The 22,298-nt window shown below is 63.9% G+C and carries 17 protein-coding genes; 11 read left to right on the top strand and 6 right to left on the bottom strand.

Annotated features, from left to right (window positions below; translation table 11 throughout):
• Positions 1-56: 56 nt before the first annotated feature.
• The 5 genes from dadA (at position 57) to CAY82_RS08910 (ending at position 5,781) form a co-directional block, all read left to right on the top strand.
• Positions 57-1,361 carry a D-amino acid dehydrogenase gene (gene dadA / locus CAY82_RS08930; RefSeq protein ID WP_087500899.1) on the top strand — a complete coding sequence of 435 codons (1,305 nt, stop codon included), beginning with the start codon at positions 57-59 and terminating at the stop codon, positions 1,359-1,361.
• 146 nt (positions 1,362-1,507) lie between these two features.
• Positions 1,508-2,581 carry an alanine racemase gene (alr, locus tag CAY82_RS08925; RefSeq protein WP_087500898.1) on the top strand — a complete coding sequence of 358 codons (1,074 nt, stop codon included), beginning with the start codon at positions 1,508-1,510 and terminating at the stop codon, positions 2,579-2,581.
• 109 nt (positions 2,582-2,690) lie between these two features.
• On the top strand, positions 2,691-3,239 hold the full coding sequence (locus CAY82_RS08920; protein WP_013974777.1) for a cupin domain-containing protein: 549 nt from the start codon (positions 2,691-2,693) through the stop codon (positions 3,237-3,239).
• A gap of 154 nt (positions 3,240-3,393) precedes the next feature.
• Positions 3,394-3,798 (top strand): cytochrome c5 family protein, encoded by a 405-nt coding sequence (locus CAY82_RS08915; protein ID WP_038408395.1) that lies wholly within the window; start codon positions 3,394-3,396, stop codon positions 3,796-3,798.
• Between the two features lie 120 nt (positions 3,799-3,918).
• Positions 3,919-5,781 carry an acetyl-CoA hydrolase/transferase C-terminal domain-containing protein gene (locus tag CAY82_RS08910; protein WP_087500897.1) on the top strand — a complete coding sequence of 621 codons (1,863 nt, stop codon included), beginning with the start codon at positions 3,919-3,921 and terminating at the stop codon, positions 5,779-5,781.
• A gap of 110 nt (positions 5,782-5,891) precedes the next feature.
• Here the strand turns inward: CAY82_RS08910 and CAY82_RS08905 are convergent, their stop codons facing one another.
• Together CAY82_RS08905 and rep are read right to left on the bottom strand one after the other, a co-directional pair.
• Positions 5,892-6,464 carry a xanthine phosphoribosyltransferase gene (locus CAY82_RS08905; RefSeq protein ID WP_003253535.1) on the bottom strand — a complete coding sequence of 191 codons (573 nt, stop codon included), beginning with the start codon at positions 6,462-6,464 and terminating at the stop codon, positions 5,892-5,894.
• 65 nt (positions 6,465-6,529) lie between these two features.
• On the bottom strand, positions 6,530-8,539 hold the full coding sequence (rep, locus tag CAY82_RS08900) for a DNA helicase Rep (protein ID WP_087500896.1): 2,010 nt from the start codon (positions 8,537-8,539) through the stop codon (positions 6,530-6,532).
• 252 nt (positions 8,540-8,791) lie between these two features.
• On the opposite strand from rep, the gene CAY82_RS08895 reads away from it, so the two are divergent.
• Positions 8,792-10,459: a bifunctional diguanylate cyclase/phosphodiesterase gene (locus tag CAY82_RS08895; protein ID WP_087500895.1), complete on the top strand. Its 1,668-nt coding sequence runs from the start codon at positions 8,792-8,794 to the stop codon at positions 10,457-10,459.
• Between the two features lie 100 nt (positions 10,460-10,559).
• Here the strand turns inward: CAY82_RS08895 and CAY82_RS08890 are convergent, their stop codons facing one another.
• On the bottom strand, positions 10,560-11,948 hold the full coding sequence (locus CAY82_RS08890; protein ID WP_087500894.1) for a NorM family multidrug efflux MATE transporter: 1,389 nt from the start codon (positions 11,946-11,948) through the stop codon (positions 10,560-10,562).
• Between the two features lie 157 nt (positions 11,949-12,105).
• Here CAY82_RS08890 and CAY82_RS08885 point away from each other — a divergent pair, with 157 nt between their 5' ends.
• Entirely contained in the window at positions 12,106-13,032 is a 927-nt protein-coding gene (locus CAY82_RS08885) for a LysR substrate-binding domain-containing protein (RefSeq protein ID WP_063912213.1), read from the top strand.
• Between the two features lie 113 nt (positions 13,033-13,145).
• On the opposite strand, the gene CAY82_RS08880 is transcribed toward CAY82_RS08885, so the two are convergent.
• Both CAY82_RS08880 and CAY82_RS08875 read right to left on the bottom strand, forming a co-directional pair.
• Positions 13,146-14,531 (bottom strand): VOC family protein, encoded by a 1,386-nt coding sequence (locus CAY82_RS08880; protein WP_087500893.1) that lies wholly within the window; start codon positions 14,529-14,531, stop codon positions 13,146-13,148.
• A gap of 184 nt (positions 14,532-14,715) precedes the next feature.
• Positions 14,716-15,606, bottom strand: coding sequence for a LysR family transcriptional regulator (locus CAY82_RS08875; protein WP_087500892.1), 891 nt, complete (start codon positions 15,604-15,606; stop codon positions 14,716-14,718).
• Between the two features lie 136 nt (positions 15,607-15,742).
• Between CAY82_RS08875 and CAY82_RS08870 the strand changes: the two genes are divergently transcribed.
• Together CAY82_RS08870 and CAY82_RS08865 are read left to right on the top strand one after the other, a co-directional pair.
• Positions 15,743-17,233, top strand: a complete 1,491-nt coding sequence (locus CAY82_RS08870; protein ID WP_003253547.1) for an aldehyde dehydrogenase family protein — start codon at positions 15,743-15,745, stop codon at positions 17,231-17,233.
• A 166-nt stretch (positions 17,234-17,399) separates the two neighbouring features.
• The gene (locus tag CAY82_RS08865) at positions 17,400-18,686 is read left to right on the top strand and encodes an FAD-binding oxidoreductase (RefSeq protein WP_087500891.1); all 1,287 of its coding nucleotides are present in this window, start codon (positions 17,400-17,402) and stop codon (positions 18,684-18,686) included.
• Positions 18,687-18,794: 108 nt separating this feature from the next.
• On the opposite strand, the gene CAY82_RS08860 is transcribed toward CAY82_RS08865, so the two are convergent.
• Positions 18,795-20,222 (bottom strand): mechanosensitive ion channel family protein, encoded by a 1,428-nt coding sequence (locus CAY82_RS08860; protein ID WP_087500890.1) that lies wholly within the window; start codon positions 20,220-20,222, stop codon positions 18,795-18,797.
• A 374-nt stretch (positions 20,223-20,596) separates the two neighbouring features.
• Between CAY82_RS08860 and CAY82_RS08855 the strand changes: the two genes are divergently transcribed.
• Together CAY82_RS08855 and CAY82_RS08850 are read left to right on the top strand one after the other, a co-directional pair.
• Positions 20,597-21,163, top strand: a complete 567-nt coding sequence (locus CAY82_RS08855) for an antibiotic biosynthesis monooxygenase (RefSeq protein WP_087500889.1) — start codon at positions 20,597-20,599, stop codon at positions 21,161-21,163.
• Between the two features lie 39 nt (positions 21,164-21,202).
• A complete protein-coding gene (locus CAY82_RS08850; RefSeq protein WP_087500888.1) occupies positions 21,203-22,021 on the top strand; it encodes an alpha/beta fold hydrolase in 819 nt (272 codons plus the stop codon).
• The last annotated feature ends 277 nt before the right edge of the window (positions 22,022-22,298 follow it).

Genomic DNA, 22,298 nt, shown 5'->3' with positions numbered 1-22,298 from the left:
GCATTAATGCCACTTCAATAAAAGTCTGCGGCGCGCCGCGTGCGAGGGATAAAACGATGCGAGTTCTGGTACTTGGTAGCGGTGTGATCGGAACCGCCAGTGCCTACTATCTGGCCCGGCAAGGTTTCGAGGTAACGGTGGTCGATCGCCAGCCGGCGGTGGCCATGGAAACCAGCTTTGCCAACGCTGGCCAGATCTCGCCTGGCTATGCTTCGCCCTGGGCCGCCCCTGGCGTGCCGCTGAAGGCCATCAAGTGGCTGCTGGAGCGCCACGCGCCCCTGGCCATCAAGCTTACCGGTGATGTCGACCAGTACCTGTGGATGGCACAAATGCTGCGCAACTGCACCGCCAGCCGTTACGCGGTGAACAAGGAGCGCATGGTGCGCCTGTCCGAGTACAGCCGCGACTGCCTCGACGAGCTGCGCGCCGAAACCGGCATCGCCTACGAAAACCGCAGCCTTGGCACCACCCAGCTGTTCCGTACCCAGGCCCAGGTGGATGCCGCGGCCAAAGACATTGCCGTACTGGAACAGTCTGGCGTGCCCTACGAGCTGCTCGACCGCGACGGCATTGCCCGCGTAGAACCCGCCCTGGCTGGCGTCAAAGACATCCTGGCCGGCGCCCTGCGCCTGCCCAACGACCAGACTGGCGACTGCCAGCTGTTCACCACCAAGCTTGCCGAAATGGCCGTGAAGCTGGGCGTGGAGTTCCGCTTCGGCCAGGACATCCAGCGCCTGGACTTCGCGGGTGACCGCATCAATGGTGTATGGATCGACGGCAAGCTGGAAACCGCCGACCGTTACGTGCTGGCGCTGGGCAGCTACTCGCCGCAGATGCTCAAGCCGCTGGGCATCAAGGCCCCGGTGTATCCGCTGAAGGGGTACTCGCTGACCGTGCCGATCACCAACGGCGACATGGCGCCGACCTCGACCATTCTCGACGAGACCTACAAGGTTGCCATTACCCGTTTCGACAACCGTATCCGCGTCGGCGGTATGGCTGAAATCGCCGGTTTTGACCTGTCGCTGAACCCGCGTCGACGCGAAACGCTGGAGATGATCGTCAACGACCTTTATCCTCGCGGCGGTGATCTGAGCCAGGCAAGCTTCTGGACCGGCCTGCGCCCGGCCACCCCGGACGGTACGCCGATCGTCGGTGCCACGGCGTTCCGCAACCTGTTCCTGAACACCGGCCACGGTACCTTGGGCTGGACCATGGCGTGCGGCTCCGGTCGCCTGCTGGCCGACCTGATTGCGCGCAAGAAGCCGCAGATCAGTGCCGAAGGCCTGGACATTTTCCGTTATGGCAACAGCCCGGGAGTGGCCAAGCACGGGCAGACTGCGCCGGCTCACCAGCAGTAATAGCCTGTACCGGCCTCTTCGCGGCTAAAGCCGCTCCCGCAGGGATCGCAACCTCCCGGACATTGTGCGGTCCCCTGTGGGAGCGGCTTTAGCCGCGAAGAACCCAACACTGTTTTCAACTTGTGAACCACCATAAGGCAGCCGCCATGCGTCCCGCCCGTGCCCTGATCGACCTCCAGGCCCTGCGCCACAACTACCGTCTGGCCCGTGAACTGACCGGTGCCAAAGCCCTCGCCGTGATCAAGGCTGACGCCTACGGCCACGGCGCCGTGCGCTGTGCCCTGGCCCTGGAGGCCGAAGCCGACGGCTTTGCTGTGGCCTGCATCGAAGAAGCGCTGGAGCTGCGCGCCGCCGGTATCAAGGCCCCAGTGCTGCTGCTGGAAGGCTTCTTCGAACCCAGCGAACTTGCCCTGATCGCCGAGCACGACCTGTGGTGCGTGGTGCACTCGCTGTGGCAGCTGGAGGCGATCGAAAAGACCCAACTGCACAAGCCGATTACCGTCTGGCTCAAGCTCGACAGCGGCATGCACCGTGTTGGCCTGCACCCCAAGGATTACCAAGAGGCCTACCAGCGGCTGCTGGCCAGCGGCAAGGTCGCACGCATTGTGCTGATGAGCCACTTCGCTCGCGCCGACGAGCTGGATGCCGACGCCACCACCCAGCAAATCGCCGTGTTCGAGGCCGCCCGCCAAGGCCTGGCCGCCGAATGCAGCCTGCGCAACTCGCCCGGTGTGTTGGGCTGGCCGCACGCCCCCAGCGACTGGGTGCGTCCGGGCCTGATGCTGTATGGTGCCACGCCGTTTGAAGTGGCCCAGGCCGAGGCCGAGCGCCTGCAGCCGGTGATGACCTTGCAATCGCGGGTGATCAGCGTGCGCGAGCTGCCCGCCGGCGAACCGGTGGGCTATGGCGCCAAGTTCGTCAGCCCAAGGCCAACCCGCGTTGGCGTGGTCGCCATGGGCTATGCCGATGGCTACCCACGCCAGGCGCCCAACGGTACCCCGGTGCTGGTCGCCGGCAAGCGCGCCCAACTGATCGGCCGAGTGTCGATGGACATGCTCAGTATCGACCTGACCGATGTGCCGGAAGCCACCGTAGGCAGTCCGGTCGAACTGTGGGGCAAGCATGTGCTGGCCAGTGAAGTGGCGGCGCACGCGGGTACCATTCCGTACCAGATTTTCTGCAACCTGAAGCGGGTACCTCGGGACTACGTCGGCGAATGACACGCTGAAGCGGACAGGTTGAAGGGCGGTGTGTTGTAAATACTGAACGGCATTGCCATGATATCGTTCACATCCACCCCCCTTTTCACCGTTTCAGGAGGCTCCAGCTTTGGACGTCGGCGAACGACTGCAAGCCATCCGCAAGCTCAAGGGCCTGTCCCAGCGTGAACTCGCCAAGCGTGCCGGTGTGACCAACAGCACCATCTCGATGATCGAGAAGAACAGCGTGAGCCCCTCGATCAGCTCGCTGCGCAAGGTGCTGAGCGGCATTCCCATGTCCATGGTCGAGTTCTTCTCGGTCGAACTGGAACCTGAAAGCCCCACGCAGATCGTCTACAAGGCCCATGAGCTGATCGATATCTCCGACGGTGCGGTGACCATGAAGCTGGTCGGCAAGTCGCACCCCAACCGTGCCATCGCGTTCCTCACCGAGGTGTACCCACCGGGTGCTGACACGGGTGCCGAAATGCTTACCCACGACGGCGAAGAAACCGGCATCCTGCTCGAAGGTCGCCTGGAGCTGGTGGTCGGCAACGAGATCTTCATCCTCGAAGAGGGCGACAGCTACTACTTTGAAAGCACCCGCCCGCACCGCTTTCGCAACCCGTTCGACCGGCCGGCGCGGCTGATCAGTGCGGCGACACCTTCAAACTTTTGATCCAGCGCAGTGCATTGATTCGGCAATACCCCTTTCCCGTGTAGGGTCGTTTCACGGCCTCTGGGTTCCCGCTATACTTTTCAACGCTCGCCGATCCGTGGCCGCGAGCGTGATTAGCCACCATGAGGGTGTTCGCGTGAACCAAATCAAGAAGATGCTGGCCGTACCAGCAGCCGTATTCGCCCTCTGGGCAATGAGCGCAACCGCTGCGACCAACGATGACATCGCCAAGCGCCTGGAGCCGGTTGGCCAGGTGTGCGTCCAGGGCCAGGAGTGCAAGGGCATGGAGGTGGCCGCCGCCGCAGGTGGCGGTGGTGCCAAGACGCCGGATGAGATCATCGCCAAGCACTGCAATGCCTGCCATGGCTCCGGCCTGCTCGGCGCGCCGAAGATTGGCGATACCGCGGCGTGGAAGGAACGCGCCGACCACCAGGGCGGCCTGGATGGCATCCTGGCCAAGGCCATTACCGGCATCAACGCCATGCCACCGAAAGGCACCTGCGCGGACTGCTCGGATGATGACCTGAAAGGGGCGATCAAGAAGATGTCCGGGCTGTGAGAAACAGCTGAATTGCATAAAGCCCGCCGTTGATGGCGGGCTTTGTCTTTGTGGTGCCTGTGCCGGCCCGCCAAAGCCCATGTCCAACCCCTGAACCCTTGGATGTCTCAGGAGGCCCCGATGCACCTCTGCTCCATCGACCAGGCTGTCGAGCAAGTCCTGGCGCGCCTGCCAGCTCACATCCACATGGGCCTGCCGCTGGGCCTGGGCAAGCCCAACGCCTTCGTCAATGCGCTTTACACCCGCATCCGCGAGCTGCCCGAACGGCAGCTGACCATCTACACGGCCCTGTCCCTCGGCCGCCCGCCACTGGGTGACGGTTTGCAACGGCGCTTTCTCGAACCCTTTGTCGAACGCGTTTTCGCCGACTACGAAGAACTCGCCTACCTCACCGACCTGCGCAACGACTCGTTGCCATCCAACATTCGCGTCGAGCAGTTCTTCATGCAGCCGGGCAGCCTGCTGCACAGCGAATCGGCCCAGCAGGATTACGTCAGCAGCAACTACAGCCACGCCGCGCGCGACATCAACGCCAAGGGCCTGAACCTGATCGCGCAGCTGGTGGCCGCCACCCCCGAGAGGCCCGTGAACCTGAGCCTGGCCTGCAACCCCGACATCACCCTCGACCTGCTGCCGATGATCGCCAAGCGTCGCGCCGCCGGCGAGACAATCCTCATGCTTGGCCAGGTGCACGCCGAGCTGCCTTACATGCCGGGTGACGCCGAGCTACCCATCGATACGTTCGACCTGCTGATCGACTCAGCCGAGCAACGCCGCCTGTACTCCACGCCGAACATGCCGGTCAACACCCAGGACCACTGCATCGGCTTGCATGCCAGCAGCCTGGTTCGCGACGGCGGCACGCTACAGATCGGCATTGGTGCCATGGGCGATGCAGTAGCTGCCGCATTGCTGGCGCGCCAGGCTGACAACGCCGGTTATCGTAGCGTGCTCGACGCGCTGGGTGTCGGCCCGTGGCAAGCGCTGATCGAACGGGAAGGGGGCCTGGGTACCTTCGCCCAGGGCCTGTATGGCTGCAGCGAGATGTTCGTCAACGGCCTGCTGGCTCTGGCCGAAGCGGGCCTGTTGCGGCGCCCGGCGGATGAGCAGGAGGCGGCAGTGCTGCATGGTGGTTTCTTCCTCGGTCCCCAGGCGTTCTACCAACGCTTGCGCGACATGCCGCTGGAGCAGCGCGCACGGTTTGCCATGACTCGTATCAGCTTCATCAACGAGCTGTACGGGCAGGAGGAGCTCAAGCGCCGCCAGCGCCACGATGCGCGCTTCATCAACACCGTGTTCGGCATGACCCTGCTCGGTGCCGGGGTGGCCGACCAGCTGGAGGATGGCCGAGTGCTCAGTGGCGTGGGCGGGCAGTACAACTTCGTCGCCCAGGGCCATGCGCTGGAGGGCGCGCGGTCTATCCTGCTGCTGCGCAGCTGGCGTGAGGCGGGCGGGGAGGTGACCTCGAACCTGTTCTGGAACTATGGCCATTGCACCATTCCTCGGCACCTGCGCGACATCGTGGTGACCGAGTACGGCATTGCCGACCTGCGTGGACAGACCGACAGCGAGGTAATTGCGCGGTTGCTGGCGGTATGTGATTCGCGGTTCCAGCCGGGGCTGATCGAGCAGGCAAAGGACGCCGGCAAGCTGGCCAGGGATTTTCAACTGGAGGCGCGCTTTACCGACAATACGCCGCAACGCCTGGAGGCGATCAGGGCGCGGCACTCGCGGTTGTTCCCGGAGTATCCGCTGGGCACGGACTTTACGGCTGAAGAACGGCATTTGCTACGGGCGCTGAACTGGTTGAAGAGCAAGTTCAAGCTGAGCGAGGTGCTGGAGCTGGGCAAGGCAGCGCTGGATGCGCCGGGGCCGGAGGGCTATGCGAGGCACCTTGCGCGGATGCAGCTGGATCAGCCGCAGGGGCTGAAGGAAGAGCTGTACCAGAGGCTGTTGCTGGCGGGTTTACAGGCTACAAGATAATTCCAGAGGCACACCGTCCCCTGTGGGAGCGGGTTTACCCGCGAATGCGATGGCACATTCGAAATCGCATTCGCGGGTAAACCCGCTCCCACAGGGATCACGGTGTGGCATCACTCGATGAAGCTGACCACACCACCTTCCAGCGACTTCACCCGGGCCAGCGACTCAACGCGATAGCCCTGGCTGTCCAGCTCGGCACGGCCACCCTGGAACGACTTCTCGATCACGATGCCCAGGCCGGCCACCGTAGCGCCGGCCTGCTTGATGATCGAGATCAGCGCCTGCGACGCCTTGCCGTTGGCCAGGAAGTCATCGATCACCAGCACGCGGTCGCTGCTGTTGAGATGGCGCGGCGAGATGGCCACGGTGTTCTCGGTCTGCTTGGTGAAGGAGTACACCGAGGCGGTCAGCAGGTTCTCGGTCAGGGTCAGCGACTGGTGCTTGCGGGCGAAGATCACTGGCACACCCAGCTTCAGGCCGGTCATCACTGCCGGGGCAATGCCCGAGGCTTCGATGGTGACGATCTTGGTCACGCCCGCGTCCGCGAACAGGCGGGCGAACTCGTCACCGATCAGCTGCATCAGCGCAGGGTCGATCTGGTGGTTGAGAAACGCATCGACTTTGAGAACCTGATCGGAAAGCACGATGCCTTCTTCGCGAATCTTCTGATGCAGTGCTTCCACTGTGGTATTCCTCGATGTAACAAAGGTGGCCGCACATAGCGGCAAAATTAAAGAGTAATGGTTGATCAGCGTTTGAGCATTGCCCGGATATCGGCCAGGGCGTTGTTGCCACGAGCGGCCTTCACTTCGACCGGTGCATCGTCCAGGCCCTCCCAGGCCAGGTCTTCCGGTGGCAGCTCATCGAGGAACCGGCTGGGCGTGCAGTCGATGATTTCACCATACTGCTTGCGCTTGGCGGCGAAGGTGAAGGCCAGGGTCTGGCGCGCGCGGGTGATGCCCACGTAGGCCAGGCGGCGTTCCTCTTCGATGGTGTCGGCCTCGATGCTGGAGCGGTGCGGGAGGATTTCCTCCTCCATGCCCATGATGAATACGTAGGGGAATTCCAGGCCCTTGGAGGCATGCAGGGTCATCATCTGCACACCTTCGGCGTTCTCTTCCTCTTCCTGCTGGCGCTCGAGCATGTCGCGCAGCACCAGCTTGCCGATGGCGTCCTCGATGGTCATGTCACCCTCTTCGTCCTTTTCGAGGGTGTTCTTCAGCGCTTCGACCAGGAACCAGACGTTGCTGATGCGAAACTCCGCAGCCTTGTCGCTGGCGGTCTGTTGGCGGATCCAGTTCTCGTAGTCGATATCGCGGATCATCTCGTGCAGCGCGGCAATCGGGTCTTCCAGGGCGACCTTGTGGCGCACCCCGTCCAGCCAGTGCTTGAAGCGCTGCAACCGCTCGGTGTAGCGGGCGTCCAGATGCTCGCCCAGGCCCAGCTCCTCGCTGGCGGCGTACATCGAAATGCCACGCTCGGTGGCGTAGTTGCCGAGTTTTTCCAGGGTGGTGGAGCCGATTTCGCGGCGCGGTACGTTGATCACTCGCAGGTAGGCGTTGTCATCGTCCGGATTCACCAGCAGGCGCAGGTAGGCCATCAGGTCCTTGACCTCCTGGCGGCCGAAGAAGCTGTTGCCGCCCGACAGGCGATACGGCACCTGGTGGTGCTGCAGCTTCAGTTCGATCAGCTTGGCCTGGTAGTTGCCGCGATAGAGGATGGCGAAGTCGCTGTACGGGCGGTTGGTGCGCAGATGCAGGGTGAGGATCTCCATGGCCACGCGTTCGGCCTCGGCTTCCTCGTTCTTGCAGCGAATCACGCGGATCTCGTCGCCCACGCCCATCTCGCTCCACAGCTGTTTCTCGAACGCGTGCGGGTTGTTGGCGATCAGCACGTTGGCGCAGCGCAGGATGCGGCTGGTGGAGCGGTAGTTCTGCTCCAGCATCACCACTTTCAGGGAGGGGTAGTCCTCCTTGAGCAGCATGAGGTTTTCCGGCCGGGCGCCACGCCAGGCATAGATCGACTGGTCGTCGTCGCCCACCACGGTGAACTGGTTGCGCATGCCGATCAGCATCTTCACCAACAGGTACTGGCTGGCGTTGGTGTCCTGGTATTCGTCCACCAGCAGGTAGCGCACGCGGTTCTGCCAGCGTTCCAGCACATCGGGGTGCTCCTGGAACAGCTTGACCGGCAGCAGGATCAGGTCGTCGAAGTCCACCGCGTTGAACGCCTTGAGCGTGCGCTGGTAGTGGGTGTAGACGATGGCGGCGGTCTGCTCGCGCGGGTTGCGCGCCTTCTCCAGGGCCTCGGCGGGCAGGATCAGGTCGTTCTTCCAGGCACCGATCATGTTCTTGATCTCGTCGATGCCGTCGTCGCCGGAGTATTCCTTCTGCATGATGTCCGACAGCAACGCCTTGATGTCGGACTCGTCGAAGATCGAGAAACCCGGCTTGTAGCCCAGGCGCTCGTGCTCCTTGCGGATGATGTTCAGGCCCAGGTTGTGGAAGGTGCACACCGTCAGGCCACGGCCTTCCCCCGGACGTAGCAGGGTGCCAACCCGTTCCTTCATCTCGCGCGCGGCCTTGTTGGTGAAGGTCATCGCTACGATGTACTGGGCACGGATGCCGCAGTTCTGGATGAGGTGGGCAATCTTGCGCGTGATCACGCTGGTCTTGCCCGAGCCTGCACCGGCGAGCACCAAAAGAGGGCCGCCGACATAGTCACGGGCTTCCTGCTGCCGGGGATTGAGTCGGGACATGCTAGAAACCGGGGTCGCCAGAAAATAGCCGCGCATTCTAACAGGCATGGGGCGGTTGTGGCGCGACCGTCTGACGTCTGAGTCAAATATGTAAACGGGATTTGCCGGCTGGCGCAGTTTCGCGCAGGATGCACGACAAAATACGTCGGGATGCTACGCCCGTAGAAACATGTATTAAAGTGAAAATCATTTTCATTAATGCAGTAGCATACCTGACCGTTCCGTTGCACCGTGAAGCCCTAAGGAGCCCGCTTGTCCACGCCTGTCGAACCATTGCGTTTGCTGCTGTTGGCCGATGAGCCGGAATGGGCCGGGCTGCTACGCGCGTGCATGCCTGCCCTGGGTGGCAGCGCCGTGCTGCTGACGGCACCGAACTGGGAGGCTGTCGACAGCCTGTTCAGCCATGATCGCCAGGCTGTCGTGCTTGCAACCCCGGCCCTGCAGCCCGCGCCCGGGCGCTGCGAGCTGCCGACCATCCTGCTGCTCGACCACGAACCCCAGGTAGCGCCTAGCGCCGTCAGCGACTGGCTGGTGCGTGACCAGCTCAATGCCGACACCGTGCGCCGCTCGCTGCGCCATGTGCGCGAGCGCGGCGTGCTGGTGGCCACCTTGCAGCGCCTGGCCGAGCAGGACCCGCTGACCGGCATCGCCAACCGCCAGGGCTTCCAGGCTTTGCTGACCGCGCGCCTGGCCGAGAACGACGGTCGCGGTCTTGCCCTCGGCCACCTGGATCTGGACAACTTCCGCCACGTCAACGATGCCCTTGGCCACCAGAGCGGCGACCGCCTGATCCTGCAGGTGGTGGCGCGGTTGAAGCAGCAACTGGAGGCGGGTGACCAACTGGCACGTCTGGGCAGTGACGAGTTCGCCCTGCTGATCGACACCCGCCGTGACGCCAACCGTGCCGAATGGATGGCCGAGCGCATCGTCGAGGCGCTGGCCGAACCCTATTGGATCGATGGCGAAAGCCTGTTGCTGGGCTGCAGCCTGGGCCTGGCCCATGCCCGCGCCCAGGGTGGGGCCGATCCGCTGATGTGGCACGCACACATTGCCATGCGCCAGGCAAAGGCCAGCCAGGGCTGCACGTATCATGTCTTCAATGAACGCATCAACCGCAACGCCCGCAGCCTTGCCGACCTGGAAAGCGAATTGCGCCGCGCCCTGCGTCGTGACGAGCTGGAACTGCACTACCAGCCGCGGCTGAACCTGGCCGACGGACGTATCGTCGGCCTCGAGGCGCTGGTGCGCTGGCGGCATGCCGAGCGCGGTCTGTTGCCGCCCAGCGAATTCGTGCCGCTGGCCGAGCAGAGCGGCCTGATCGTGCCGCTGGGCTACTGGGTGATTTCCCGTGCCCTGCGCGACATGCAAGCGCTATGCGAAGGTGGCCTGGAGCCGCTGCACATGGCGGTCAACCTGAGCTTCCGCCAGTTCCAGGACAGCCAGCTGCTGGCGACCTTGAGCCGCCTGATTCTGGAGCATGGCGTGGATGCCCGCTGGCTGGAATTCGAGCTGACCGAAACGGCGGTGATGCGCCGCAACGAGCTGGTGCGCCAGACCATGGACGCCCTGGGACGCCTGGGCGTGCGCTTCTCGCTCGATGATTTCGGTACCGGGTTCTCTTCGTTCGTGCACCTCAACAGCCTGCCGATTACCTTGCTCAAGGTGGACCGCAGTTTTGTCGCGGAAATGGAAATGCGCGAGGAGAACCGCAAGCTTGTGCACGCCATGATCAACCTGGCGCACAACCTCAACCTGGAGGTGGTGGCCGAAGGGGTGGAAAGCGAAGAGCAGATGGCGTTGCTGCGTGGGTTTGGCTGTGACCAGGTGCAGGGTTTCCTGGTCAGCAAGCCGCTGCCGGTGGGGGAGTTGATAGAGTTTTTGCTGCAGGCGACCGGCTGCCAGTTGGGCGCAGCCCTTTAGGGCCCTTTCGCGGGTGAACCCGCTCCCACAGGCTTTGCACAGGATTCAGACTCTGCGCATTCCCTGTGGGAGCGGGTTTACCCGCGAAGAGGCCCGCAAGTCAGGCCGAAGCCGTAACCGCGCCACCCATCCCGGCCTTACCCAAAAGCCGCTTCATGCGCCACTCAAAGCCAAAGGTCAGTGCCACCGCCGCACACGCCAACCCCAACGCCAGCCCCCACCACACTCCGACCGCACCACCGCCCAGGTTGAAGGTGAACAGCCAGGCACTCGGCGCCCCCACCAGCCAGTAGCAAACCAGCCCGATCAGGAAGGTGGTCTTGGCATCCTTCAGCCCACGGATCGAGCCCATCGCGATCGTCTGCATGCCATCGAACAGCTCGAACCACGCCGCCACCATCAGCAACTGCACCGCCAGCTGGAAGATCGCCGCAAATGCCGGGTCGTCACGGTCGATGAACAGCCCCACCAGTGCATCGGGCAGCAGCCAGAACAGCGCGGCGAAGGCAAACATGATCATCGCCCCGAAGCCGATGCCCACCCGCCCGGCGCTGCGCGCTGCCAGCAGGTTGCCGGCGCCGTAGTAAAGCCCCACGCGCATGGTGACTGCATACGATAACCCTGTCGGCACCATGAATGCCGTGGAGACGATCTGCAGGGCGATCTGGTGCGCCGCCAGCTCGGTACTGCCCAGCACGCCCATGCACAGCGCAGCGAAGGCGAACAGGCCGACTTCCACCATGTAGGTGCCGCCAATCGGCAGGCCCAGCCGCCACAGCTCGCGCAGGGCCGGCAACGACGGGCGCGACAGGCCCTTGCGCAGCGGGTAGGCGGCATAGGCCGGGTGCCAGCGAATATACAGCGCCAGGGCGATGGCCATGCCCATCGACACCACCGCGGTGACCAGGCCGATGCCCATCAGGCCCAGCTTGGGCAGGCCGAACATGCCTTCGATCAGCGCCACGTTGAACAGGTAGTTGAGCACCGTGCCGACCAGGCTGATGACCATCACCGGGGTCGAGCGGCCCAGCGCGCTGGTGAAGCCGCGCAAGGCCATGAAGGTCAGGTAGCCGGGCAGGGCCAGTGGCAGCAGGGTGAGGAATTCGGCGGCCGAAGCAACGTTCTCGGGCTTTTGCCCGAACAGCAGCAGTACCGGCTCCAGGTTCCACAGCACCAGCCCAGCAAACAGCGCCAGGCCCCAGGCCAGCCACAGGCCGCTCTGCGCCAGGCGGGTGGCACCCTCGATGTCGTTGGCGCCCTTGCGGATCGCCACCAGGGTGCCGACCGCCGCGATCACGCCCAGGCAGAAGATCGACACGAACGAGTAGCTCGCTGCGCCCAGGCCGCCACCGGCCAGGGCTTGCGGGCTGATGCGGGCCATCATCAGGGTATCGGTCAGCACCATCAGCATGTGCGCCAACTGCGAGGCGATCAGCGGCCCGGCCAGGCGCAGCAAAGCCTTGAGTTCTGTGGTGGGCGCGACGTGCATGGGGGCAGTCCTTTTTCCTGGGGTGATCAACGAAGGGCGATTCTGAGGCTTTGGTCAACTTTGCACAAAAGGATAAAAGCGATCATTGGCATGAGTCTGACTCATGCATATATGCTTCCCGGTGATTCACTCCACAGCTCCTCATGGCAGGTGCCTCATGTCCCGTCAGCTCCCCCCGCTGTATGCCCTGCGCGCATTCGAAGCCGCCGCGCGGCTAAGTTCCTTCACCCGTGCCGGCGAAGAGCTGTCGATCACCCAGAGCGCGGTCAGCCGGCATATCCGCACGCTGGAGGAGCACTTTGCCTGCCGCCTGTTCGTGCGCAGCGGCCGCAGCCTGCAACTGACCGAAGCGGCGCGCGTGCTGCTGCCCGGTGTGCGCGAAGGCTTTGCCGCACTCGAGCGGGCTTGCGATACCTTGCGCGGTGAAGATGACATCCTGCGCATGAAGGCCCCCTCGACCCTGACCATGCGCTGGTTGCTGGCGCGCTTGAGCCGCTTTCGCCATTTGCAGCCTGGCAATGAAGTGCAATTGACCAGCGCCTGGATGGATGTCGACCATGTGGACTTCAACCAGGAACCGTTCGATTGCGCGGTGTTGCTCAGCGATGGCGTGTTCCCGCCGGACTGGGAGGTGCGTAAGTTGTTCCCGGAGTTGCTGATCCCCGTGGGTGCGCCAGACCTGCTTGACGAGGAACCGTGGGACGAGCGCCGGCTGGCCTGCATCGAGTTGCTGCACCCCACGGTGGACAAGCGCGATTGGCGGGAATGGCTGGAGCGCATGGGGCTGAGTGACAAGGTTTCGCTCAAGGGCGGGCAGGTATTCGACACCCTGGAGCTGGGCATGATTGCCGCGGCGCGTGGCTATGGCATTTCCATGGGCGATTTGCTGATGGTGGCCGAGGATGTGGCACAGGGGCGCTTGAGCCTGCCTTGGCCGACGGCGGTGCCCAGCGGGATGGATTACTACCTGGTATGGCCGCGTACGCGGCCAGGGGGCGAGCGGTTGCGGCGTTTGAGCGCGTTTCTGGAAGAGGAGGTGGCGGCGATGGATTTGCCGGATGTGCAGATTCTGCCGCCCCTTTGATCGCCTGTACCGGCCTCTTCGCGGGTAAACCCGCTCCCACAGGTAAAGCGCAGGCCTGAAGGCGTGCAGCGGGCCTGTGGGAGCGGGTTGACCCGCGAAAAGGCCGCAATGCCTTACATCGAGCCCAGATTCAGAGCCTGTGCACACGCCTGCAGCGACCGGCGCTCACTCTGAGCATACAACGCCAGCTCATCCTGTACCTGCAGCCCCAGCGCCGCTTCGAACGCGTCGCGGTTGGCGTTGCTGCCGTACTCGGCCTGCGCATCGTCACCGAGGTTGGACTGGAAGATCCCCGCCGCACTCACCGGCAGGAAGTCCTCGTACACCAGTGCCTCGAAGTGCACGTGGCCAGCCTCGATCAGCCCTTCCAGTGTGGTCGGGCGGTCATCCTGGTCACGCGCGGCCAGGCCTTTCTCGGTGGCGAAGTAGCGGAAGTAGGCCAGGCCCTGTTCACGCATCTGCGCCAGGTCATCCGGGAATTCGGCAAAGGTATCCTTCAACAACGCCATGTAGCGTTCGGCATTGGCCTCGGCCGGGGCACCACCCAGGGCGGCGCGGGTGGCGTCGAGCAGTTTGTCGTACAGCTGGCGACCTTTCGGCGTCAGTGCCGCGCCGCGTTGCTCTATTTCGCCGAAGCGCGCGGTGTGGCTGCCCTGCTGGTCGCTGAACGCGACCTTTTCCTGCAGGGCCTTGAAGCTGGTCTGGCGCAGCAGGATCGGGTGACGGCGGGTGGGCGGGCCTTCGACCACGGCCTTCGGCGGAATGCCCTTGGCTGGCATGCCCAGCTGGATCGCATCGATGTCCAGGGTGCGCGGGGTCAGGTGGTTGATGTGCGGGCCCTTGAAGGCCACCACATCGGCGATCAGGCGGTGCTGGTCGTGCAACTGCTGGTACTGCTCGGCAGTGACGGTGGCGTCATGGTGCCAACGGAAGGTGTGCAGTGCTTCCTGCACGAACGCCTCGGCATCGGCGGCGTCAAGGCCACCATCGCGCTCGCATTGGTCGATCAGTTCGAGGACGCGGGCGGTGAAGATCTGGCGCTTGGCCAGGATGCTCTCTGCCAGCTCGCGCAGCTGCGGGTTGTCGATCAGCTCCAGGCGCAACAGCGAGGTGAATACGCGGAACGGGCTGATGTGCAGCGACTGCTCGTGCACCGCGCGGAAGGCGGTGGAATGCACTGGTACACCTGCTGAACTGAGGTCGTAGTAGCCGACCGGGTGCATGCCCATGACCGCGAACAGTCGGGCGATGGTGGCCAGTTCTGCGGCGGTGCCGACGCGGATGGCACCATGGCGCTCCTGGTCCAGGCGCTCGATTTCGCCGGTCCAGCGCAGGGCCTCGGCGACTTCGGGTTGCTGGGCCATGACCTGCTGGTTGATTTCGCTCACCAGCTCCAGCAACGTGCCATACAGGGGCACTTCCTGTTTGTACATGAGCGACATGGCGGCAGAGAACTGCGCGCGGATGCTGTCGGGGCTGACGAAATCGTGGGCGGGCATCGCTAGCTTCCTGGTTGGGTTTGGATACTTACATGAAAGCTGGGAATGCACTTGGCTCACAAGCGAAAAAAAGTGAGTGTGTCATTCCTTTTTTGATCGACCTCAAGGGCCCTTTCGCGGGTACCTCACAGGGCTCAGGCCTTGCGCGATACCTGTGGGAGCGGGTTCGCCCGCGAAGAGGCCCTCAAGCCTGAAGCTGCTCGCGAATCCACTCCACCAATGCCCTTACCTTGGGCACTTCCGCCGCATGCTCGGCATACGCCAGGTAATGCGCCCCGGCACTGCGCATCGCATGGTTCCACGGTACCACCAAACTCCCCTCGGCCAGCTCCTTCGCTGCCAGATAACGCGGCACCAGCGCCACCCCGCACCCGGCCTGCGCCGCGCTCAAGGCCATATAGAACGTATCGAAGCGCGGCCCGTGGTAGGCGCTGACGCTCTGCAGACCCAACTCCAGGAACCACTCATGCCAGGCCTCGGGCCGCGAGGTGCTCTGCAGCAGCACCAGTTCGGCCAGCTCCCCGGCATCGTTCAGTTCATGTCCGGCCAGCAGCTCCGGCGCACATACCGGCACCACCTCCTCACGGAACAGCTCCACGCAGGTCGCTCCCGGCCAAGTGCCCTGGCCATAGAAGAACACCACATCCGCCGAGCCCTGCAGCAGGGCGAACGGCTCCATCTCGTTGCGGATGTCCAGGTGGATGTTGCCGTGGCGCTTGCCAAAGCCCTTGAGGTGCGGGATCAACCAGCGCACGCCAAAACTCGGTTGAGTGGCTACCTTCAGTATCTCGGTCTGCTCGCCGTAGGTGAGCACGTAGCGGCTGGACATGTCGACCTGGGTGAGGATCTTGTTGACCTCGGCCAGGTACAGGCTGCCCGCCGGCGTCAGTTGCAGGCGACGGCGAATGCGCAGGAACAGGTGGTGGCGCAACATGTCTTCAAGCTGCGCTACCTGCTTGCTGACGGCACTCTGGGTCAGGTGCAGCTCTTCGGCGGCACGGGTAAAGCTCAAATGGCGGGCTGCAGCTTCAAAGCACTGCAGGGCGGTCATGGAGGGCACCAGGCGTTTGGACATAGCGGTCTCTGCGGCTCAAATCATTACCTGGCGGAATGATATGCGGAATAAAGGTCGTTTGTTGTACCTATGTGATCGGATTAATACTGATCCACATCATTTTTCCACCCCATCACCCGATGTAGGAGATGCACAAATGGTTGCTGGACTGCTCGAGCGCCTTGGCGTTGCTGCCGAGGCTTACACCCAGGGCGACTACCCTGTTCACACGCCGATCGACGGCAGCCAGATCGCCTCGGTGAAACTGCTCGGCAAGGCCGAGACCATCGCCCGCATCGATCAGGCCCAGAGCGCCTTCGAAGCCTGGCGCAGCGTGCCGGCTCCGCGCCGTGGCGAACTGGTGCGCCTGTTCGGCGAAGTATTGCGTGAGCACAAGGCCGACCTCGGCGAGCTGGTATCGATCGAAGCCGGCAAGATCACCCAGGAAGGCTTGGGCGAAGTGCAGGAAATGATCGACATCTGCGACTTCGCCGTTGGCCTGTCGCGCCAGCTGTACGGCCTGACCATCGCTTCCGAGCGCCCTGGCCACCACATGCGTGAAACCTGGCACCCGCTGGGCGTGGTCGGCGTGATCAGCGCCTTCAACTTCCCGGTCGCAGTCTGGGCCTGGAACACCGCCCTGGCCCTGGTCGCCGGTAACTCGGTGGTATGGAAACCGTCCGAGAAGACCCCGCTGACCGCCCTGGCTTGCCAGGCGCTGTTCGAAAAAGCCCTGAAAGCCTTTGGTGATGCCCCGGCTGGCCTGGCACAACTGGTGATTGGCGGCCGTGAAGCCGGCGAAGCCATGGTCGACGACCCGCGCGTACCGCTGGTCAGCGCCACCGGCAGCACCCGCATGGGGCGCGAAGTCGGCCCACGCGTGGCTGCCCGCTTCGGCCGCAGCATCCTCGAACTGGGCGGCAACAACGCCATGATCCTGGCCCCCAGCGCCGACCTCGACCTGGCCGTGCGCGGCATTCTGTTCTCCGCAGTCGGCACCGCCGGCCAGCGTTGCACCACCCTGCGCCGCCTGATCGTGCACCGTTCGATCAAGGACGAAGTGGTTGCCCGCGTCAAAGCCGCCTACGGCAAGGTACGCATCGGCGACCCACGCAAGGACAACCTGGTGGGCCCACTGATCGACAAGCAGTCGTTCGACGCGATGCAGGGCGCGCTGGCCAAGGCCCGCGACGAAGGTGGCCAGGTGTTTGGTGGCGAGCGTCAGCTGGCCGACCAGTACCCGAACGCCTACTACGTGTCGCCTGCCATTGCCGAAATGCCGGCGCAGAGCGACGTGGTTCGCCACGAAACCTTCGCCCCGATCCTGTACGTGCTGGCCTATGACGACTTCGAAGAGGCCCTGCGCCTGAACAACGAAGTGCCACAAGGCCTGTCGTCGTGCATCTTCACCACCGACATCCGTGAAGCCGAACGCTTCCAGAGCGCCTCGGGCAGCGACTGCGGTATCGCCAACGTCAACATCGGCACCAGCGGTGCCGAGATCGGCGGTGCATTCGGTGGCGAGAAGGAGACTGGCGGTGGCCGTGAGTCTGGTTCGGATGCCTGGAAAGGCTACATGCGTCGCCAGACCAACACCGTGAACTACTCGCGCGAGCTGCCGCTGGCGCAGGGTATCGTGTTCGACTGATCGGCTGATGCTGCATCGCCGGGGGCTTGGCCCCCGGTTCGCGGGTAAACCCGCTCCCACAGGTACAACACAGTTTTTGAAACCTGTGATGCACCTGTGGGAGCGGGTTTACCCGCGAATGGGCTGCAAAGCAGCCCCAACAAGAACAAATTGCTGGAGCCGGGCCATGTCCGAACTGCGTCAAGAATGCTTGTGGGAATTCGTCAGCAAACCGACCGTCGCCGTCCAGGCCCTGGCCGGTGAACACAAGGCCGATGTCTGCGTGATCGGTGGCGGCATCACCGGTCTGTCGGCGGCCATCCACCTGCTCGAACAGGGCAAGTCGGTGGTCCTGCTGGAGGCCTGGAAGATCGGTCACGGTGGCTCCGGGCGCAACGTCGGCCTGGTCAACGCCGGCACCTGGATCCGCCCCGACGATGTCGAGGCCACCCTCGGCCTGCAGCAGGGTAGCCGCCTGAACAAGGTGCTTGGCGAAGCCCCCGCTGAAGTGTTCGCCATGATCGAACGCCTTGGCATCGATTGCCAGGCCCAGCACAAAGGCACGCTGCACATGGCGCACAATGCCACCGGTATCGCCGACCTCGAGGCTCGCCACGAACAATGGCGCCGGCGTGGTGCCGATGTGGAGCTACTGACCGGCGCCCAGTGCCAGGAATATTGCGGTACCGACAAGATTTCCGCCGCGCTGCTCGACCGCCGCGCCGGTACCATCAACCCCATGGGCTACACCCAGGGCCTGGCCGCAGCGGTGGCACGCCTGGGTGGCAAGCTGTTCCAGCAGTCTTCGGTCGAAGGCCTGGAGCGTGACGGCGATGCCTGGCGGGTGAAGACCGCACGCGGTTCGGTGCGTGCCGACAAGGTGGTGATTTCCACCGGCGCCTACACCGAAGGCGACTGGAGCAACCTGCAGAAGCAGTTCTTCCGTGGTTATTACTACCAAGTGGCGTCCAAGCCGTTGCAGGGCGCTGCAGCGGACAAGGTGCTGCCACATGGCCAAGGCTCGTGGGACACCCGCACCGTGCTCAGCAGCATCCGCCGCGACGACCAGGGCCGCCTGCTGCTCGGCAGCCTGGGCCGGGTGGACAACAAGCCGACTTGGTTCGTGCGCAGCTGGGCCGACCGGATCCAGAGTCACTATTACCCTGAACTGGGCAAGGTCGAGTGGGAAATGCACTGGACCGGCTGCATCGACTTCACCCCCGACCACCTCATGCGCCTGTTCGAGCCGGCGCCGGGGCTGGTGGCGGTGACCGGGTACAACGGGCGGGGTAATACCACCGGGACCGTGATTGGCCGGGCGTTTGCCGAGTTCTTGCTGAAGGGGGAGGCGGGCAGCCTGCCGATTCCGTTTTCGCCAATGAAGGGCGTGAGTGCGCCCTCGCTGCGGACGGCGTTCTATGAGTCCGGGTTCTCGCTGTACCACGCGGGGCAATGCCTCAGAGTGGTGTTGTAAGCACAGGCCTCTTCGCGGGTAAACCCGCTCCCACAGGTACGGCGCAGTGTTCCGAATTTGCGCGGTCTCTGCGGGAGCGGGTTTACCCGCGAAGAGGCTGGCACAGGCTTACTTGTGCAACCAGCTGAGGAAGCCGCCTTTCTTGATCGAAACCGGCTTCTGCAGCAGCAACGACTCCCGGCTCTGCCGCCGGAACCGCTGCAACTTGCTCAATGCCGTCTGCACCTCGCCGCGTTGCACCAGGCAGCTCTTCACCTGTTCCTTGTCGATCCGGTACAGCACGCAACCGGTCAGCGTGCGGAACTCGGCCAGCGAGTCCTCTTCGTCGACGATCCCCTCGATCCCCAGTACCTCGCCCGGCCCCATGCGCCCGGCCTCGACCAGCTTGTCGCCATCGCGGATCGACGCCGAAACCACCCCGCTGCCAATCACCAGCAAATGATCGGAATGCTCGCCCACGCCCAGGATCACCTGGTCCGCCAGGTATTCCACCGTTGTCATGCGCTGGCTTAGCGCATCGCGCTCTTCACTGCTCAGCGAGCGGAACACCCGTACCTCGTCCAGCACCTCGCGCTGGCGGCTGCGCGGAGGTGTGGCCAGGTCGGCGTTCCACATCACCCCGCTGGCCTCCAGGTGCCGGTGGGCCAGGTCGAACAGCTGGTTGCGCGCGTCGCCCTTGGCGCCCGCATCGGCTACGAAGCCACTGGCTTCGTACTCCACTGATTCCAGCGTGGAGGCTTTCACCGTCACCTTCGGTTTTGGCGTTGCAAGAATGGCACTGACGCCTTGCAAGGCCTTTTCCAGTGCGTCGAACACTCGCTTGGGCCGCACCTTGGCCGGCACCACCACGCTGATCGACACCCCATGCACATCGGCCGGGCGGCTGTGGTTGAGCAGCCGGGCCTTGGCCGCTACCGAGTTCGGGATCACCGCCAGGCTGCCGGTGCTGGTGAGCAGGCGGGTGGCACGCCAGTCGATTTCCAGCACCTTGCCATCGGTGCTGTCGATGGAGATCGAGTCGCCAATCTGATATGGCCGTGTGGTGTTCAGGATGATGCCGCTGAACACGTCGGCCAGTGTGCTTTGCAGTGCCAGGCCGATGACGATGGCCATCACCCCCGACGTGGCCAGCAGGCCCTTCACCGGCAGTTGCAACACATAGCCTGCTGCTGCCACCACAGCAGCCAGAAAGATCAGTGCGCCCAGCACGTCCTGCAGCAAACGCCCGCCGTGGCTGCCGCGGGCCACCAGCAACACGCCGAACACCACTGTCACCGTGCGCGCGCCGAACAGCCACCAGCCAATCGCCAGTACCGTGGCGATCAGGTTGCGCGGGACATCATCGGGCCAGGGTGGTGGTTGCAGCGGGCTCATGCCGGCGGTCACCAGCACCGAGCTGAACAGCAGGAACAGCACTAGCCGCGCGCCGATGCGCCAGGCCCGGTGCTGGAGAGGGATCAATTGCCAGAGCACGAGGTCGAGCAGGATCAGGGCGGTGCCGAGCAATAAAGGGTATGACTGGATGAACGCCAGCATGGTGGTCTCGGGTGAGGGGAGGGCTGTGGGTAGTAATAGAGCAGGTTGGCCGGGCAGGCAATGGGGCCTGTGCCGGCCTCTTCGCGGCTAAAGCCGCCCCCACCGCTACTGCGCACGATTCAAATCCAGCGCAATCTCTGTGGGAGCGGCTTTAGCCGCGAAAGGGCCGGTACAGCCGATACAAAATCATCGTTCATAAAACAGAACGCTAGAGGCAAAAACCGCTATCTACCGCCGAAAAGACCATGGTTTTAATCTTCTCCACATGCGCGGTGCCCGCCAACCGGTGCCCGCCAAGGCAGCACACCTGTCCAATCCAGCGCCCGTCCGCCGTTGCACAGTGGATGCGGGCAAGCTCATCCCAAGGAACGCCGATGAACACCGCACTCCAAGACAACCGCAACGTGGTGACCCTGGTCATCCAGCACAAGGTTCGCGCCGCGTCGCTGGTGGCCTATGAAGCATGGCTCAAGCGCACGGTCAGCACCGCGCGCCGCCAGCCTGGGCACCTGGACGTCAACGTGATCCGCCCCGACGACGGCGGGCTGCACTTCACCACCGTGGTGCGCTTCGCCGATGCCAGCCTGCTGCAGGCCTGGGTCAACTCGGCCGAGCGCCAGGCGCTGGTCAGCGAAGTACTGCCGCTGCTCGAAGGTGGTGACCACACCCAGGTGCACGACGACCCGGAGTTCTGGTTCACCCCGCCGAGCACCAACGCAGCGCAACCGCCGCGCTGGAAGCAGGCGCTGCTGACCTACCTGGTGATCTGCCCGATGACCCTGGTGATTCCACAACTGCTGAGTCCGCTGTTTGCGCGCTTCCCGCAGTTGGGCGGTGCGATCACCGGCAACCTGATCGTCAACCTGTTCGTCATCCTGCCCGTGGTGTTCTACATCATGCCTTGGGTAACCCGCCGCTGCGCCAACTGGCTGCGCGGCTGAGCCAGGCCTTTACCTCGACATTTTCAAGGAGATACCGACATGAGCACGTTCGTTACCCGTGATGGCACTTCGATTTACTTCAAGGACTGGGGCAGCGGCAAGCCCGTGCTGTTCAGCCACGGCTGGCCGCTGGATGCAGACATGTGGGATTCGCAGATGGAATTCCTGGCCAGTCGCGGCTACCGCACCATCGCCTTCGACCGCCGTGGTTTCGGCCGTTCGAGCCAGCCGTGGAGCGGCTACGACTACGACACCTTCGCCGATGATATCGCCCAGCTGATCGAACACCTCGACCTGCGCGACGTGACCTTGGTGGGCTTCTCGATGGGTGGCGGTGACGTCAGCCGCTACATCGCCCGCCACGGCAGCGAGCGGGTGGCCGGGCTGGTGCTGCTGGGCGCGGTGACGCCGGTGTTCGGCAAGCGTGACGACAACCCTGAAGGTGTCGACCTGTCGGTGTTCGAGGGTATCCGCGCCGGCCTGCGTGCCGACCGCGCGCAGTTCATCGCCGATTTTGCGGCGCCGTTCTATGGCATCAACCATGGGCAGCAGGTGTCCCAGGGGGTGCAGACCCAGACCCTGAACATCGCGCTGATGGCGTCGATCAAGGGCACTTTGGATTGCGTGACCGCCTTCTCCGAAACCGACTTCCGTCCGGATATGGCCAAGGTCGATGTGCCGACTCTGGTGATCCACGGTGATGACGACCAGATCGTGCCGTTGGAGAGCACCGGCAAGCGGGCGGCGGAGCTGATTCGCGGGGCTGAGCTGAAGGTGTATGCGGGGGCGCCGCACGGGTTTGCGGTGACTCATGCACAGCAGCTGAATGAGGACTTGCTGGCATTCCTCCAGAAGTAATGGTGGGAGGCATTCGCGGGTAAACCCGCTCCCACAGGGGATACCGCAGTCTTACAGGCCTGTGGTGTCCCTGTGGGAGCGGGTTCACCCGCGAAGAGGCCAGCCCAGGCAGCACAAATGCCGAACGGGGCTAACCTTCAACCACCCACCGCACATCCATCCAAGCCTTGCCCCTACACCAACCGGCATGCTCTGCAGTTGCGCCTGCCGCCGCCGCACCCAGAGACGGAGAACTCCATGTCCCAGGACCGCAACGACAAGACCCGTCGCCAGTTCC

This window comes from Pseudomonas sp. SID14000 (genome assembly GCF_002165135.1).
Classification (GTDB): Bacteria; Pseudomonadota; Gammaproteobacteria; order Pseudomonadales; family Pseudomonadaceae; genus Aquipseudomonas.
Note: the sequence above shows the minus strand (reverse complement) of the source record. Positions and strands in the feature narration are given on the sequence as shown.